Origin of the sequence: Collinsella sp. AM23-17 (genome assembly GCF_003470945.1) — a bacterium.
Classification (GTDB): domain Bacteria; phylum Actinomycetota; class Coriobacteriia; order Coriobacteriales; family Coriobacteriaceae; genus Collinsella; species Collinsella aerofaciens_O.
Genome location: NZ_QRHU01000005.1, coordinates 101,033 through 116,871, shown reverse-complemented (window position 1 = coordinate 116,871; position 15,839 = coordinate 101,033). Strand labels below are relative to the sequence as shown.

Below are 15,839 nucleotides of genomic sequence, written 5' to 3'. Positions count from 1 at the left end.
TTGCAGCGACGGACCTCGGGACGCTCTTACACCACGTCTGCGCGCGCCACCACTCAACCGCCCTTTTGCCTGCAAGCTGCCAGCTGCAATCGCAAGTGAATTAACGCGGGTGGCTTGCGCGCCATTTGCAAAACCCCAGGTCGCAGGTCTTCGCCATTCGTGAACAAAGTGAGTAGTCTCAGGTGGCTTGCTTATGAGTTGGCGAACGGGCCTTCAGGATTCAGGGCAAACATGCTGGTAGAATAGGATTCTCAAATCAATGACAGGAGACCGAGCATGGCCGAACCCCACGATAGGAAGCCGATCCTCACGATCGAGCAGCAGATAGAGCACCTCAAGCAGAAGGGCGTAGCCTTCGAGCTGTGTTCCGAGGAAGAGGCCGCGGACTACCTGCGCGACAAGTGCAACTTCTTCAAGCTCGCATCCTACCGCAAACTCTTCTCGAAATACGAGGGAGGCCCGCGCGACGGCCGCTACGTAGACCTCGACTTCGGCCAGCTGCGCCTGCTCGCGGCGCTCGACCAGGAGCTGCGCCACGCCCTGCTCGGCATGACGCTCGACATCGAGCATTTCCAGAAGGTGACACTGCTTCGCGAGATGGAGGACCGCGGAGAGGACGGCTACGCCATCGTGGCCGACTACATGGCATCGCTTACCGCTGCAAACAGGGAGTACCGCCTGCGCGAGCTCAAGATGAGCGGCCGCAGCCCCTACAGCTCGAGCCTCTACGCGAAGTACTCCGGCGACATGCCTGCCTGGGCCTTCCTTGAGCTCACCTCGTTCGGCACCCTCATCGACTTCGTGCGCTTCTGCGCCAGGCGATGGGGCGACAGGCGCCTCGAGGCCTCCCACTACGACCTCAAGCGCGTGAAGTCCGTCCGCAACTGCGCCGCGCACGGCTCGTGCCTGATCAACTGCTTCGCCGAGAGGGGCGCCGCCCGGGGCTCGGCGTCCAGCGGCGTCTCCCGAAGGGTCGCCGCCGTGGGAATTCCCAAGGCGACCAGGAGGAAGTGGATGGGGAACACGGCCATGCAGGAGGTCGCGACCGTGCTCGTGGCGCACTCCGGCTTGGTACCCGAGGGCTCCTCGCGCTCGCGCGCCGCATCCGAGCTCGCCGGGATGTTCGCCAGGGCCGACGGCGAAACCGAGGCGCTGCCCGACAAGGGGCCCGACGCCGCAGCTCGCTCCGCGCTCGAGTTCCTTCGCAGGTTGACAGAATCGCTCGGGTTGGTAGAATAGCCTGCAGATAGCAAAACCTTCACGGTTTTAGGGGCGGACTTGCGCAAGCGACTCTGCCCTATTTTTATATTCACTCGCTATAGGAGACGGGTGATACCTGGGTCAATGACAGAACTGAGAAGCCCGGAATAATGGAGCCAGTTAGAAACCCTCGGGTTTGCGGGGCAGGATCGTGAAAGCGGTTCTGCCCTATTTTCTTCCTCCGTCTGCCCCAAACCAAGTAGTTCGAAGATAGCCTGCAGGTGTCCTCGTGGGCGCCTTCTATCTTCAGGGAATCGGTCGTGAGCTAATGAACGCGGCCATCGGCCGTTTCATGATTGAGCGACCGGCTTGACCTAGATCGAACCGCCTTCATCTCCGTCTAGGCGCCGGCGATCAACATCGTAAATCCGCGCGTGCTACAATGCGGGCACCAGAGATGTAACCGATTACCGACCGACAAACAAACGCTTGTGGTTGATCCTGTGGCTTCTGAGGTGGTAAAGCGTATCTTTCTGCTTGCCAATGAGGGAAAAGTCCACGAGCCATAGCGGAAATACTGACCGAAGAAAAGGTTTTAATTCCTGCCGCATATGCAAAGGAATATCACCCAGAACAGTACAACGGGATTAAATTTGCAGACCCTTTGAGCGACAAATGGAATTTATAAAGGAGAATATTGATGAAACTATTATTATGTTCGCACTTTTCAAGTGTGGGAAGTCTGATAAAGGAAGAAATTGAAAATAAGAAAGTCGCATTTATTCCAACAGCTTCACTGCGTGAAGGCTACACCGGCTATGTCGGCTCGGCTCGAAAATTATTCAAAAAGTTGGGAGCAATCGTAACTGAAATTGATATTTCAACGGAGGCTTATTCAACGATACAGTCTGTTTTTGAAGAAGCAGATGTTATATATTTTACCGGCGGAAATTCTTTCTTTCTTATGGACCAGCTCCGTAAAACGGGAACTGATGGGCTACTGAAAAAGGAATTGGCAAATGGAAAATTGATGATCGGCGAGTCGGCAGGCGCAATTATATGCGCCCCAAGCATCCAATATATCGAGCAAATGGATGAAAAGCCAGAGGACTACTCACAAGAAGATGATGCAGGGCTTGATTTGATTGATTTCCATGTTCTTCCGCATTATCTTACAGCACCATTTAAGAAAGCTACCGAGAAAATAATGACTGAGTTTTCGGATTTGAATCTATGCCCAATTAACAACCGTCAGGGAATTGTATTTGATGGTGAAGATTCAAAGGTTATTTGCAAAGATTAATTTGAAAATTCCAGTTTATCAGTATCAAAAATAGAATATGACGGCATACGGCGGCATTTCCCCTGGATACTCCCCTCATTGGGACGGCGAGATTCTTTACTCCCTATTAACGACCTGGGAAAACGCTGTGCAGAGACCGCCAAAAAGCCTGTTGAGTTTGATTTGAGTTTCGCGGACCCCGAAACGGCCTCGTTTCGCCCTCGGGGACAAAAACCGCGCGTCCACTCACTTGGGATGAATCCTTACTCCCATTCCTCCGAATACCGCCCCGTGCCTTGTCGTCTTGAAACACGGGGAGTAAATAGCGAAATCGCAGGTGAAAGGGAGTAAAACGGCAAAGTAAAAGCCTCCGTCCCAACATGGGAACGGAGGCTCGATAATCGGATTTACTCACCAATGTCGCTGGTGGCTTTGCCGTGACTCTCATACGAAACGAAACTCAGCAGCACAGTGCGGCACTCAAAAGTGCAGGTCAGAACCCTATCGGCCTATTCCCACTCGATGGTCGCGGGCGGCTTGGACGTAATGTCGTAGCATACGCGGTTGGCGCCAGGGACCTCGGCAACGATGCGGCCGGAGATGCGGGCCAGAACGTCGTAGGGCAGCTTGGCCCAGTCGGCGGTCATGGCGTCGCTGGACTCCACGGCGCGCAAGATGATCGGGCGCTGATAGGTGCGCTCGTCGCCCATAACGCCAACGGACTTGATGTCGGGCAGGACCGCAAAATACTGCCAGCAGCTGTGCTCGGAGTTGCGCTCGCCGGTCTGCTCAAACAGGCGCTGGTTGTAGGCATCGAGCTCCTCGCGCACGATGGCGTCGGCATTCTTGAGGATCTCGAGCTTCTCCTTGTCGACCGCGCCGATGATGCGGATGGCCAGACCCGGGCCCGGGAAAGGCTGGCGGAACACGATATGACCCGGCAGGCCAAGTGCCAAACCAAGCGCGCGGACCTCGTCCTTAAAGAAGTGATCGAGCGGCTCAATAAGGTCGAAGTGCACACCCTCGGGGAACGGGATCAGGTTGTGATGACTCTTGATGGTGGCCGTCTTGCCGCCCGTCTTGCGAGCGCCAGACTCGATGATGTCGGGGTAGATGGTGCCCTGAGCCAGGTACTTGACCGGCTTGCCATCGGTCTCGAGCTGCTGCGCCACGGCGAAGAACTCTTTCCAGAACTGCGTGCCGATGATGCGGCGCTTCTCCTCGGGCTCGGTCACGCCGGCCAGAAGCTCGGCATAACGGTCCTCGGCGTGGACGTGGATAAAGTCGACATCGAACTGCTTGGTGAAGACCTCCTCCACCTGCTCGGGCTCGCTCTTACGCAGCAGGCCGTGGTTGATGAACACACAGGTCATCTGCTTGCCTACGGCGCGAGCGCCCAGAGCGGCCACGACAGAGGAGTCGACGCCGCCGGACAGGGCCAGGATCACGCGGTCGTCGCCGACCTTCTCGCGGAAGTCTGCCGTCATGGTCTCGACCAGGTTGTCCATGCTCCAGTTGGGCTCCAGGCCGCAGATCTCAAACAGGAAGTTGCTCAGCAGCTGCTGACCGTACTCGGAGTGCTTGACCTCGGGGTGGAACTGCGTGGTGAAAATCTTGCGCTCGACGCACTCCATGGCGGCAACCGGGCACACGTCGGTGCTGGCGGTAACGGTAAAGCCCTCGGGCACCTCGGAAACGGCGTCGCGATGGCTCATCCACACGGTCTGCTCCATAGGCGTGGAGTTAAAGAGCTTGGCGCCGGCCGTGCGCGTGATGGTGGCGCGGCCGTACTCGCCCACCTCGGAATGGCCGACCTTGCCGCCGAGCGTCACGGCCGTGATCTGATGGCCGTAGCAAAAGCCAAGGACGGGAAGGCCAAGGTCGAAGATGGCGGGATCGATGGACGGAGCGTCCTCGGCGTACACGGAGGCCGGGCCGCCAGAAAGGATGAGCGCGGAGGCGTTCATCTCGCGAATCTCATCGGCCGAGATGTCGCAGGGAACGATCTCGGAATACACGTTGAGGTCGCGGACGCGACGGGCAATGAGCTGACCGTACTGCGCACCAAAGTCGAGTACGAGGACCTTTGCGGAAGCCTTTTGATCCATGGTTTCCCCCTCTTGTTGGCGGGGAGCCGGTGCCCACCCGCGTGAATGAACGAAAATAACTTTCATAGTGTACACGTTATATGGGGTTTCTCGTCCCTCGCAGCCATCAGCGCACGGCAAACGCACGACCGGGGCCCTATTTGACGGCGATTGAAGTGTTACCAAACGTTACAGATGATGTAATACGTTTGAACATTGGACGCCCTGTGCCACAATACTGCCGAACGACTCCGCCTTTGCGGCGGCAAATACGATAGGAATACCAGCATGAAGCGCATCCTTCTCATCGCCACGGGCGGCACCATCGCATCGACCGAGGACGGCAACGGCCTCTCCCCCGCCCTGACCGGTGAGGAGCTCGCCCAGAGCGTCCCCGAGATCTCGGGCCTCTGCGAGCTCGACGTGGTGCAGCCCATGAACATCGACAGCACCAATATGCGCCCCAGTGACTGGATGCGTATCCGCGACGTCATCGTCGAAGGCTATGCCGACCACGACGGCTTTGTGATCCTGCACGGCACGGACACCATGAGCTACACAGCGGCGGCGCTTTCCTATCTGATTCAGGACAGCCCCAAGCCCATCGTACTCACCGGCTCGCAAAAGCCCATGGGCAATCCCTTTACCGATGCCAAGCTCAACCTGTACCAGAGCCTGCTCTATGCGCTCGACGAGCATTCGCACGACGTCTCGATCGTGTTTGGCGGCGTCGCCATTGCCGGCACGCGCGCCCGCAAACAGCGCACTATGAGCTTTAACGCGTTCATTAGCGTCAACTATCCGCCCATCGCCTATATCCGCAACGACCGCATCGTGCGCAACGGGCTTCACGGCACGCATCAGGGCGAAAACCCGGTGCGCTTCTACGACAGCATCGACCCGCGCGTATTTGTACTCAAGCTTACGCCCGGCGTAAACCCGGGCATCCTCGACGCCCTTGCCGATAGCTACGACGCCGTGATTCTGGAGACCTTTGGCATTGGCGGTATCCCCGAGTTTGGTGAATCGGGCGAATCGTTCCAAGAGGCAATTTTCCGCTGGGTCGATTCGGGCCGCACCGTCGTTATGACCACACAGGTCCCCGAAGAGGGCCTCGATCTGGGTGTTTATGAGGTCGGCCGTGCTTACGCCGACCATCCGGGTATTTTGCGCGGCGATGATATGACCACCGAGACACTCGTGGCCAAAACCATGTGGGCACTCGGCCAGTCACGCGATGCCGCCGAGATCCAGCGCCTGTTCTACAGCCAAGTCAACCACGACCGCATCCCGATGGCGTAATTCAGTTGTCGACGGGTATCCCCTATTCGATCCCCTCGAGAAGCTCTGACACCGTCATGCCGAGTGCGGGCGCGATCTTAAATAGAACCTTGAGCGTGAAATTTGCCGTCCCATCTTCGATTCGGTCGAGGTAGGGTCGGCTGATTCCTGTCGCCACACAAAAATCAACCTTGGAGATACCAAGGTCCCTGCGTGTCTCTTCGACCCGCCTGCCAAGAATCTGTTTCGCACGTTCGTCCATGCAGCCGAGTTTGAAATGGAGCTGAACAAAAACGTAAACTATAGTTTACGTTTTGCCGAATACACAGGAGTTTTCTATGTCGGGTTCTTCGGTCCGCATGTACCGAGCCACGCTTCGCACAAACAGCGCACCGCCCAAGCTCGTCGTCGTTGAAGCCGAATGCCTTTCGCCCGATGAGCGCACAGCATTTGCATTACTATCAAGTCGCGTCGCCGCCGTTCTGGTCCCTTGCCCGGCGCAAGGCGAACTTGCCATCCAATGCCAAGCGCACAGCTGCTCGCTCAATCAGGCTGCCGTAATCGCAACCAGCCAACGCGGCCTGCCGCTCCTTTTAGAAGCCGGTATCGCGCTCGCCCTTCGCGGCGCCGGATACGAAAACGAGGCCGCCGCCGACATGGTCTTTAAACCACGATCGAGCGGCGGCCTCGCAGCAGCCATTGAATATGCGTGCAGGCTCGTTGCCTAAAAGGACTAGCTAGAAACCAAAGCCAAAGCCCGTGCCGGTTATCGCCGAATACATAAAGTAGACGTTGATTACGTTGAGGAACACGCCCGTGATGCAGCCGTTTCGCAGGTAGCGCTCGCACACGATGCGCGCCATGGCGGCGGAGTCATCATTGTTTTTAGCCTGGCGTCCTGCCGTAAAGTACGTCGCCACGCTCAGCAGCAGGTTGAGCACCGGCAGTGCCAGCAGCTCGTAGCTCTTGCCCCAGCGCGTCACCTCACCGGCCGCGTTAAACTTCGTTGCCACCTCGGGACCAATGTTGGGGATAACACACGCTGCGACCACCAGCGGAATCACCGCAAGTACGAGCAACGCAATACCCATGTAGCCAGCTTTTTTGCCATATTTAAACATATGCGTCGTCCTTACACGTTAAAGCGGAAGTGCACGACGTCGCCATCGGCCATGACATACTCTTTGCCCTCGATACGCAGCTTACCGGCGGCCTTGGCGCCCTGCTCGCCACCGAGCTCGATGTAATCGTCGTAGCCAATGACCTCGGCCTTAATAAAGCCGCGCTCAAAGTCGGTGTGGATGACGCCGGCGGCCTGCGGAGCGGTTGCGCCCTGACGAACCGTCCAGGCCTTGACCTCCATCTCACCAGCCGTAAAGAACGACTGCAGGCCAAGCAGCTTGTAGGCGGCCTGCGCGAGCACGTCCAGGCCGGGCTGCTCCAGGCCCAGGCTCTCCAGGTAGTCGGCAGCGTCCTCGGGATCGAGCTCGGAAAGCTCGGCCTCAATCTTGGCGCAGATCGGCAGCGGCTTGACGCCATCGATGGGCGCCAGGTCCTCGTTGAGCATATCCTCGTCCACGTTGGCCACATACAGGATGGGCTTCATGGTGAGCAGGAACAGGCCCTTGGCGGCGGCGCGCTCCTCGTCAGTCATCTCCATGGATGCGGCGCGCTTGCCCTCGTTGAGCCAGGCAAGCAGACGCTTGGCGACCTCAAACTTGGGCATGAGCTCCTTGTCGCGCTTGGCCTCCTTCTCGAGCTTGGGCAGCTGCTTCTCGAGCGTGCCCATGTCGGCCAGGATGAGCTCGGTCATGATGGTGTCGGCATCGCCGGCGGGATCGACGAACTCGCCGGTGCGGCCCACCTCACGCATGACGTTGGGGTCCTTAAAGTAGCGCACGACCTCGCAGATGGCGTCGGTCTCGCGGATGTTTGCCAAGAACTGGTTGCCCAGACCCTCGCCCTCGTTAGCGCCCTTCACCAGACCTGCGATGTCGACGAACTCGACCGTAGCCGGCACAATGCGACCCGGGTTGACGATGTCGGCGAGCTTTTGCAGGCGGCTATCGGGCACATCGACGATACCCACGTTGGGGTCGATCGTGGCAAACGGGTAGTTGGCGGCAAGGCCGGTCTTTTTGGTAAGCGCGGTGAACAGCGTCGACTTGCCCACGTTGGGCAGGCCCACGATACCGATGGAAAGGGACACGACAGCTCCTTTTGATACAGGTACTTCAAACTGCATAAGTATAGCGCCGCCGCAGCATCCAGGCGAACCCGGGCGCCACGGCGGCGCAAATGAAGCAGAGATTGGGGTCGCCGACTAGTCTGCGAGCTTTTCCACCTGGTCGAGCACCTTGTTGAGCTTTTCCTTTGCCTCGGCCTTGACCTTCTCAGCTTCTTCGTGAGCCTTCGCCTTCTGGGCGGCCTTTTCCTCGGCTTCGGGGTCGACGACAACCAAGTTGGACGCATCGTGTTCGACCAGCTTGAGCGCATGTTCGGGACAAACCTTGACGCAGGCTCCGCAACCCAAACAATACGTGGACTCCAACGCAAAGCGGCCGCTTCCCACCAAATCGCAGGCGAACGTGGGGCATACATTGACGCACTCGCCGCACGACGTGCACTTGTCAAAATCGCACTCCGGCGTGCTCACCTGCATGTTCTGGGCAAGCTCGGGGTGGTTTTGCAGCGTCGAGAGTACCAGCTGGCGCCCATGGGTGAGCGAGCGGCGACGCTTGGTCGTCGTGGTACCGCACATGGTGTTGAGTGTGCGCTCCAGCTGGGTAATCTGATGGCGATGGGCTTTGAGCTTCTGCGTCACCGAAGCCAGTGCCGCCGTCGCCGGGTTGAGCTTTGTCACGGTAAGGCCCGTGGTACGGGCGATCTTTTCCATGTATTCCTTGCGCTCGTACTCGCGGCGCTTATGGCATTTGAGGCTCTTGGGGTCGACCTCCAGGCCCATACCCGTACCAGCCCATTCCTCGGCCTTCGCAATCGCCTCGCCCAGCATGTCCTCGCCACCGGTGTTGCGGCATTTATCGCACACGCCCAGCGGCAGATACACACTCACGTTGGGATAGTCGGCCAGTACCGAGAACCAGGTCTCGGCTGTAATATCGCCCACGCAGGCTACGACGACCTCGTTCTCGCGCGGCATGCGCTTAAGGGCACGCGTGCAGGTAACGTAGGCGGTCTCGTGGCTCGTAGCTGCCGAGACAATGTCGTCATACAGGTTTTTGGGCGCCAGGCGCGGCGAGATGATCGCCTCAGTCGGACAGGCAGCGGCGCACAGGCCACACTTGCGACAGGAATCGAGGATCTCGATGGCATCTTCCTCGACCTCGATGGCGTTGACCGGGCACACGTCCATGCACGCGGTGCAGCCACTCTTTTCGTTTTTGCAGGTCAAGCACGGAATGGTGTTGCCGCGCGGACGCTCCTTGTAGTCAGCAGGATTCCACTGCGGCGCCGACGGATCGAGCGCATCGGTCACACCGCCAAGCGGGTTTTTAAGAAAGTCGAAACCCTTGCTGATCTCGATAATGTCATCAAACAGATCGTGTTCCTGCGCCATGCGCGGCCCCTCCCTGAGCAGTGCAAACAAGCAAGAGATAATGATACGCTATCGGCCCACGCCTCGGGCAAATTACACGCGGAGCATCTTTGCGGCAAATAGCCCATGGCCTATCGCCGCCTCGATTGCACAAGGCCAATCAAGCGCCAAACTATGCCTCGCGCATGAGCTGCACGAGCTTTTGTTTGGTCACCTTGGCCTGCTCGTTGGCCATGTTACGCTCGTTCTTAAAAGTTGCGTCCGCAACGCTCAGCAGATCGGCATCGGAAATCTCGCCAAGGCCCAGCTCCTCGAGCGTCGTCGGCAGACCGACGCGCCGGCAAAACTCGAGCACCTGATCAAGCTCGGGCGCACGCTCCAGGCGCAGCTGCACCACCAGGCCAAATGCCACGGCCTCACCATGCATGGCCTTGCACTCGGGCAGAATCGTCAGGCCGTTGGCGATGGCATGGGCAAGCGCTAGGCCACCGCTCTCAAAGCCAACACCCGAGAGCAGAATATTGCACTCGATCAGGCGCTCAACCGCCGGCGATATACGGCCCTTTTTGAGATCGCGCTTGGCAGCGACGCCGCACTCCATGAGTGTGTCATAGCAGGCACGAGCCGCAACCAGGGCCAAGTGCCCCGGCGTGCCACCGTGCTCGTTGGCGCCGTGCGCCGCGGCGCACGAACGCGCCTCGAAGTACGTTGCCAGCGCATCGCCCATGCCAGCGACCGTCATACGCAGTGGGGCCGCCGCGACCACGTTGGTATCGACCACGACCAGATCTGGATTCTTCTCGAGCATCAGGTAGCGGTCGAACGACCCATCCTCGTGATACAGCACCGAAATCGCACTGCACGGACCGTCCATCGAAGTCGCCGTGGGGCATACGCACAACGGCAGCTCAGCATAAAACGCAACGGCCTTTGCGATATCGAGCATCTTGCCGCCGCCAATGCCCACCACCATGTCGCAATACTCGGCCTGGGCTTCCTTGGCCATTTCGACAACGGCATCTTCCGTACACGGACCGTTGTAAATCTTAAAGAACGGCTCGCTTAGATCTTCATCCAGAAATCCATCGACGATCTGCCTGCACAGCCGATCCTCGGCGCCCTGGTCAAACAAGACATAGGCAGCGCAGCCCAACCATGACAAATACCTGCCCTGACGCGAAAGTTCGCCCGGCCCCTGAACATACCGGCCGGGACCGCCGTAAACCATAGGAAGCGCCATACGAGAATCCGCCCTTCATCAAACAACGATTGGTGCAAAGTAACCTGACCCCTTTGCACCAACTTGGTGCGATGGGGTCAGGTTAGTTTGCACCATAGCAAAAAGGGGCAAAGCCGTCTGCTGGCTTTGCCCCTTCCTTAGCTTGATTTACTCATCCATGAGATAGTAGTGTCCCAGCGCGTCGGCACCCAGGATGGCGTTTGCGACCATCTCGGGCGTCACCTCAAACGGCATATTGCACATGGTGTCATCGGGCGCGCAGGCGGCCTCGGCAACAATCATGGCCTGTTCGCGCGTAAGCTCGGCAACGCCAAGTTCCTTCATCGTGACCGGCAGGCCCAGCTCAATGCAGAAGCCCAAGACTTCCTCGAGTTTCTCAGTCGGAGCATCCTCGAGTACCAGCTGAACGATGGTGCCAAAGGCGACCTTCTCGCCGTGATACATGCCGTGGCACTCGGGCAGCATCGTCAGGCCATTGTGGATGGCATGAGCAGCAGCAAGGCCCGAGCTCTCAAAGCCAATGCCCGAAAGCAGCGTATTGGCCTCGATGATATGCTCGACGGCAGGCGTGAGCGCACCCTTCTCCAGCGCGACCTTGGCCTTGACGCCATCGGCCATAAGCGTCTCGTAGCAGAGCTTGGCGAGCGCCAGACCGGCCATGCCGCCCTTGCCGCCAGCGCAGGTGCCACCGTCGGCATCATGCGTCGCCTGGGCCTCAAAGTAGGTTGCGAGCGCATCGCCCATACCGGAAACCGTCAGGCGCACCGGGCTCGCCGCGATAACCGTCGTATCCATCAGGACAATGTTGGGGTTTGCCTTAAGGAAGAGATATTTATCGAACTGGCCATCGTCGGTGTAGAGCACCGAAAGTGCCGAACACGGGGCATCGGTCGAAGCAATGGTGGGGCAAATGATAACCGGGGACTCCAGGTAATAGGCGACGGCCTTCGCGGTGTCGAGGATCTTGCCGCCACCGACGCCGACGATGATGTCGCAACCGTTGTCGCGAGCGAGCGCAACCAGGCGATCGACCTCGCCCTTGGAGCACTCGCCGTTAAAGTCCTCAAACAGCAGCTCGGCCTTAGCCTCGGCAAAACCGCCCTCGATCTTGGCACCGACGCGCTTCTTGCCCGAAGGCGTCACGATGACGAGGGCCTTAGCGCCGAGCGGCTCGACATAGGAGCCGAGCTTGGCGAGCTCGTCCGGACCCTGGATGTACTTGCTGGGGCTATTGAAAATTGCAGCCATAACTATCCCATTCTCTAAAAGAAAAAAGAAAGGGGCTCCGTACAGATACGTGCGGAGCCCCTCGTTACGATAACAAGAGTCGATTAGAAATCGATGTCGGTGTCGTAGTAGCAGGCCTTGAGAATCTTCTCGAAGTCGGCAGCCTTGGTCTCACGCGGGTTCTCGGGCGTGCAGGCGTCCTGCTCGGCGTTCGCGGCGATCTCGGGGAGCTTGGCGAGGAACTCCTCCTCGGAAACCATCTGCGGGTTCTCGGCGTCGACCTTCACGCCACCATTCGCGTAATCCTTGATGGACTGCGGAATGTTGAGCTGGTCATTGAGGTCGCGAATCTTCTGGACGAGCGCAGCGATGAGCTCCTCGTTGGTCTCGCCGGGAAGGTGCAGGATCTCCTTGGCCACGTAAGCGTAACGCTCAGCAGCACGCGGGTCCTTGGAGTTCCACTGGATAACCTTGCCCAGGTACATGGCGTTAGCGGCACCGTGGATGATGTGGCCGTTCTCGAAGGCAGCACCGGTCTTGTGAGCCATGGAGTGAACGATGCCGAGCAGGCCCGAGGAGAAGGCGATACCGGCGATGCACTGAGCCTCGTGCATGTGCTGACGGGCCTCATGGTCGCCAGCATAGGACTTGGGCAGCCACTCGACGATCTCGCGGATGCCGTGCAGGGCGTTGGCGTCGGTGAACATAGAGGCGCAGGTGGAAACGTAGGCCTCCATGCAGTGGGTCAGAGCATCCATGCCGGTGTGAGCGCACAGCTTGGCGGGCATGGTGTAGGTGAGCTCGGGGTCGACGATGGCGACATCAGGGGTGATGTTGAAGTCGGCCAGCGGGTACTTGATGCCCTTGGCGTAGTCGGTAATAACGGAGAACGCGGTGACCTCGGTAGCGGTGCCGGAGGTAGAGGAGATGGCGCAGAAATGAGCCTTCTGACGCAGCTCGGGGAAGCTGAACGGCTGGATGATGTTGTCGAAGGACTCCTCGGGATACTCGTAGAAGACCCACATGGCCTTAGCGGCATCGATGGGCGAGCCGCCGCCGATGGCGATAATCCAGTCGGGCTCGAACTCGCGCATGGCCTCGGCGCCCTTCATGACCGTCTCGATGGACGGGTCGGACTCGACGCCCTCGAACAGCTTGACCTCCATGCCGGCCTCTTTGAGGTCGGCCTCGACGTCCTGCAGGAACCCGCCGCGGCGCATAGAGCTGCCGCCAGAAACGATGATGGCCTTCTTGCCCTTGAGGTTCTTCACCTCGTGGCGAGCGCCCTCACCAAAGTACAGATCGCGAGGATTGGTAAAACGTCCCATACTGTGCCTCCTAAACAAGCCCCTCTTAGACTTGTGTATATAACGGAGCACCCGATTGGCTCCGTTAGGACCGTTTTGCGCGTTGCCGGCGATGACAACGCACGATGTCTAAACGTCTCAACGCTCAGACAAACACTATTTTACCGTTCTGGTTGGTCAGTTATTCACCTAAAGCCAACAATGATGAAACGTTTTTTCTATCCCTGAAGACCCTTGTGGGGCATTCATACTCCCAAGCTGGGCAAACGTTTTATCAAGGTTGACCACATATCCCGGGCAGGACGGTGCCCCTCCAAAATGCGCCCCGTTCGCCGCCAAAAATCGACCGTTTGCGGCACCGTGATACCACTCAGTCGTCCAAGGCGCCGACATTTGTGCGACATCCGTCTTCGTGGTGCAAAGGTGCATGTCCAAGTGCGGCACCCCCGGTGTGCCACATGCGGGTAAACTAGAACCTTATATAGAGACATTTGAACCCTAACCGCAGCAAAGGAGGCCCCATGGCATTCGATCCCATTCAAGAGGATTGCCATCGCCTCGTTCTTGAGGCCTTGCGCCGCGACAATATCCCGCTCACCGACGGCCCCGCCGTCGAGCGTCTGATGGAGCAATTCACCCGCAACCCCGCGCCGCTCATCGTGCACGACCGCGACCGCGCCGGGCATCTGATTGCCAAGGTGGTCGAGGCCGTCGACTACCGCATTCCCTTTATCCCCGACGATGCCCAAGCCGAGCAGGAAGAGGCCGCTGCCGAGAACATGCTTCGCGAGGCCGCCGCACTCGATCCGGCCAACTGGGATGCGCAGCGCATGTTGTGCGCCCTCACCGCTGACTCCAACGAGGAATACGTGCAATATCTGGTGTCCAAGTGCGACGAGGTGGAGCACGATCTGGCGCTCAAGATTGCCTCGGCGCAGGACCCCTACGAGCGCGAGGCCGCAGGCGACCTGACCCGCCGTCCCTACCTGCGCTGGCTTGCCGCCTTGGCATCGCGCGCGCTCATTAGCGGCCGCTACCGCATGTCGCTCGAAGCCGCAAACCGCAGCCTCGACTTTGCCCCCAACGATCCTGCCGGCGTCCGCCACACCGCAATGCTCGCCATGGCAAAGCTCGAATACCCCGCTGAGGAGCTCAGGCGCTTTCGCTCTGCCCACTCCGTCCCCTATCTCGCCAACACGCCGCTGCGCCGTCGTCCCAAGGATGCAGAACGCGACTTGGACCCGTGGACGCTCATCGCGCTGATGAGCGCTGCCTGGCGCGAGCTGGATTACGAGGGCGCCGAACACTACCTGCGCATCCTTGCGCGCTCGTGCCCGCACGCAGCCGAGGCGCTCTACTTCCAAACCGAGTTTCCCGATGGCGTCTATGCCCGCGTCAACGTGGGTGCAGGCTCCACCGACGAGCTTGTCCTTGCGCTGTCCGAGGCGACGCCGGTACTGCAGGAGGGCCTGGGCGCCCCCGACAACGCCAGCTTTGCCGCCTGGATCGCCACCAACGACATCGTGCGCTCCCAGATCGACGAGCGCATCCTGCGCGCGGCCGAGCAGGGGCTTCCATTTAAGGGAGGGGACCTCTAATGGATCCGAGCGTCTACATCCCCGCCTACCTGGAGCGCACCTATCTGGCGTCGCACCCCGAGCTCACCGATGCAGCACGCGAGCTTGTCCATAACGACATTAGCGCGAATCCTCAAAAGTATGCGCAGGCCGAGCATGCCCAGGCACTGCTGTCCTATGCCGGCGTTCATCGCCACCTGCTCGACGAGCTCCATCGCATCGAGGACATGGGCAGCGACGAGGAGTTTGAGCAGACGCGCAACCGCCTGTTCGACGACATGCGTGATGAGCTGCTCAAGATCGTCCGCGTCGATGCGCTGGCCGTCGATGCCCAGCTGCTCGCCATCATTTTGGCGGACACGCCCGTCGACGCCTGCCTGGGCGACCTGATGAAGCTCGAGACGAGCACGGCCGACTACCTGCAACAGAGCGTGCCCGGGTTTGATATGGAGGCCCCGCACTATTGGGCCAATAATGTTTTGGCCGACGGTGTCACCGCAGCGGACCTTACCGTGAGCGAGCCGGCCCTTATCGGGTGGCTTCACACACTCGAGGCCATCTCGCAGCTGTGCATGGCGAGCGCTCGTTACCGCGCCGCCGCCAACTATGCTCGCCGTGTCCTTAAGGCGGAGGGCTATCCCACCCGGGCCGCCGGCACCGTATTGCTTGCCCTCGCCCGCTTGGAAGACCAGGACGGCTTTTTTGCCCTGGCGCATCAGCTCGAGGAACAGATGGGGGCAGACGCACTCGAAAACTCTCCTTGGTACCTGCTCGCCCGCACGATCTTGCTGTTCAAAACAAACAAGATGCGCCCGGCGGTGCGTGCGCTGCGTGAGTTCGCTAACCGTTGCGAGGGCGGCGCGTTCTTTTTGCTGAACCCCATGTATCAGACACCGTACCTTCCCTGCCGGCCCGAACCGCACGACCCCTGGGACCTTTCGCATCAGGCAGTTTGGGAAGCCGACGGCATTATCTCGGACACCCCCGACTTTGCCCCCTGGGCCAACGCCTGCGAAGATGTATCGCAGCTCGCCCAGGAATTTGCGCGCCGCTACGGCTTTTAGCGACGCGATCGCCCCGAC

The 15,839-nt window shown here is 59.4% G+C and carries 14 protein-coding genes; 6 read left to right on the top strand and 8 right to left on the bottom strand.

Annotation, left to right across the window (positions count from 1 at the left end; all coding sequences use genetic code 11):
* The first annotated feature begins 276 nt into the window (after positions 1–276).
* Positions 277–1,239, top strand: a complete 963-nt coding sequence (locus DW645_RS03230; RefSeq protein ID WP_118226259.1) for an Abi family protein — start codon at positions 277–279, stop codon at positions 1,237–1,239.
* Positions 1,240–1,900: 661 nt separating this feature from the next.
* Positions 1,901–2,503: a Type 1 glutamine amidotransferase-like domain-containing protein gene (locus DW645_RS03220; RefSeq protein WP_118226257.1), complete on the top strand. Its 603-nt coding sequence runs from the start codon at positions 1,901–1,903 to the stop codon at positions 2,501–2,503.
* Between the two features lie 488 nt (positions 2,504–2,991).
* Here the strand turns inward: DW645_RS03220 and guaA are convergent, their stop codons facing one another.
* On the bottom strand, positions 2,992–4,590 hold the full coding sequence (gene guaA, locus DW645_RS03215) for a glutamine-hydrolyzing GMP synthase (protein ID WP_118226255.1): 1,599 nt from the start codon (positions 4,588–4,590) through the stop codon (positions 2,992–2,994).
* Positions 4,591–4,857: 267 nt separating this feature from the next.
* Here guaA and DW645_RS03210 point away from each other — a divergent pair, with 267 nt between their 5' ends.
* On the top strand, positions 4,858–5,871 hold the full coding sequence (locus DW645_RS03210; RefSeq protein ID WP_055309953.1) for an asparaginase: 1,014 nt from the start codon (positions 4,858–4,860) through the stop codon (positions 5,869–5,871).
* A gap of 22 nt (positions 5,872–5,893) precedes the next feature.
* Here DW645_RS03210 and DW645_RS10225 read toward each other — a convergent pair whose 3' ends face one another.
* Positions 5,894–6,112, bottom strand: coding sequence for a helix-turn-helix domain-containing protein (locus tag DW645_RS10225; protein WP_035136926.1), 219 nt, complete (start codon positions 6,110–6,112; stop codon positions 5,894–5,896).
* A gap of 76 nt (positions 6,113–6,188) precedes the next feature.
* On the opposite strand from DW645_RS10225, the gene DW645_RS03200 reads away from it, so the two are divergent.
* Positions 6,189–6,578 carry a hypothetical protein gene (locus tag DW645_RS03200; RefSeq protein ID WP_117736152.1) on the top strand — a complete coding sequence of 130 codons (390 nt, stop codon included), beginning with the start codon at positions 6,189–6,191 and terminating at the stop codon, positions 6,576–6,578.
* Positions 6,579–6,587: 9 nt separating this feature from the next.
* Here DW645_RS03200 and DW645_RS03195 read toward each other — a convergent pair whose 3' ends face one another.
* The 6 genes from DW645_RS03195 to DW645_RS03170 all read right to left on the bottom strand — a co-directional run bounded on the left by DW645_RS03195 (position 6,588) and on the right by DW645_RS03170 (position 13,201).
* Positions 6,588–6,971, bottom strand: coding sequence for a DUF1648 domain-containing protein (locus DW645_RS03195; RefSeq protein ID WP_089572786.1), 384 nt, complete (start codon positions 6,969–6,971; stop codon positions 6,588–6,590).
* An 11-nt stretch (positions 6,972–6,982) separates the two neighbouring features.
* Positions 6,983–8,059, bottom strand: a complete 1,077-nt coding sequence (ychF, locus tag DW645_RS03190) for a redox-regulated ATPase YchF (protein ID WP_089572784.1) — start codon at positions 8,057–8,059, stop codon at positions 6,983–6,985.
* Between the two features lie 114 nt (positions 8,060–8,173).
* A complete protein-coding gene (locus tag DW645_RS03185; protein ID WP_117786453.1) occupies positions 8,174–9,427 on the bottom strand; it encodes a 4Fe-4S binding protein in 1,254 nt (417 codons plus the stop codon).
* Positions 9,428–9,578: 151 nt separating this feature from the next.
* Positions 9,579–10,646: a glycerol dehydrogenase gene (locus tag DW645_RS03180; RefSeq protein WP_117786454.1), complete on the bottom strand. Its 1,068-nt coding sequence runs from the start codon at positions 10,644–10,646 to the stop codon at positions 9,579–9,581.
* 147 nt (positions 10,647–10,793) lie between these two features.
* The gene (locus DW645_RS03175) at positions 10,794–11,894 is read right to left on the bottom strand and encodes a glycerol dehydrogenase (RefSeq protein WP_117563611.1); all 1,101 of its coding nucleotides are present in this window, start codon (positions 11,892–11,894) and stop codon (positions 10,794–10,796) included.
* Between the two features lie 83 nt (positions 11,895–11,977).
* Entirely contained in the window at positions 11,978–13,201 is a 1,224-nt protein-coding gene (locus DW645_RS03170) for an iron-containing alcohol dehydrogenase (RefSeq protein WP_117786455.1), read from the bottom strand.
* A 500-nt stretch (positions 13,202–13,701) separates the two neighbouring features.
* Between DW645_RS03170 and DW645_RS03165 the strand changes: the two genes are divergently transcribed.
* Both DW645_RS03165 and DW645_RS03160 read left to right on the top strand, forming a co-directional pair.
* Positions 13,702–14,778 carry a hypothetical protein gene (locus DW645_RS03165; protein WP_117786456.1) on the top strand — a complete coding sequence of 359 codons (1,077 nt, stop codon included), beginning with the start codon at positions 13,702–13,704 and terminating at the stop codon, positions 14,776–14,778.
* Complete coding sequence (locus tag DW645_RS03160; protein WP_117786457.1) at positions 14,778–15,821, top strand: hypothetical protein; 1,044 nt, start codon at positions 14,778–14,780, stop codon at positions 15,819–15,821. Before DW645_RS03165 ends, DW645_RS03160 begins: the two co-directional genes overlap by 1 nt.
* Positions 15,822–15,839: the final 18 nt, after the last annotated feature.

Bases quoted from the DNA above. Each gene is read 5' to 3' on its own strand.
- DW645_RS03165 (WP_117786456.1), top strand. From the start codon at position 13,702: ATGGCATTCGATCCCATTCAAGAGGATTGCCATCGCCTCGTTCTTGAG.
- DW645_RS10225 (WP_035136926.1), bottom strand. From the start codon at position 6,112: ATGGACGAACGTGCGAAACAGATTCTTGGCAGGCGGGTCGAAGAGACA.
- DW645_RS03185 (WP_117786453.1), bottom strand. From the start codon at position 9,427: ATGGCGCAGGAACACGATCTGTTTGATGACATTATCGAGATCAGCAAG.
- guaA (WP_118226255.1), bottom strand. From the start codon at position 4,590: ATGGATCAAAAGGCTTCCGCAAAGGTCCTCGTACTCGACTTTGGTGCG.
- DW645_RS03230 (WP_118226259.1), top strand. From the start codon at position 277: ATGGCCGAACCCCACGATAGGAAGCCGATCCTCACGATCGAGCAGCAG.
- DW645_RS03220 (WP_118226257.1), top strand. From the start codon at position 1,901: ATGAAACTATTATTATGTTCGCACTTTTCAAGTGTGGGAAGTCTGATA.
- DW645_RS03160 (WP_117786457.1), top strand. From the start codon at position 14,778: ATGGATCCGAGCGTCTACATCCCCGCCTACCTGGAGCGCACCTATCTG.
- DW645_RS03180 (WP_117786454.1), bottom strand. From the start codon at position 10,646: ATGGCGCTTCCTATGGTTTACGGCGGTCCCGGCCGGTATGTTCAGGGG.
- DW645_RS03170 (WP_117786455.1), bottom strand. From the start codon at position 13,201: ATGGGACGTTTTACCAATCCTCGCGATCTGTACTTTGGTGAGGGCGCT.
- DW645_RS03210 (WP_055309953.1), top strand. From the start codon at position 4,858: ATGAAGCGCATCCTTCTCATCGCCACGGGCGGCACCATCGCATCGACC.
- DW645_RS03200 (WP_117736152.1), top strand. From the start codon at position 6,189: ATGTCGGGTTCTTCGGTCCGCATGTACCGAGCCACGCTTCGCACAAAC.
- DW645_RS03195 (WP_089572786.1), bottom strand. From the start codon at position 6,971: ATGTTTAAATATGGCAAAAAAGCTGGCTACATGGGTATTGCGTTGCTC.
- DW645_RS03175 (WP_117563611.1), bottom strand. From the start codon at position 11,894: ATGGCTGCAATTTTCAATAGCCCCAGCAAGTACATCCAGGGTCCGGAC.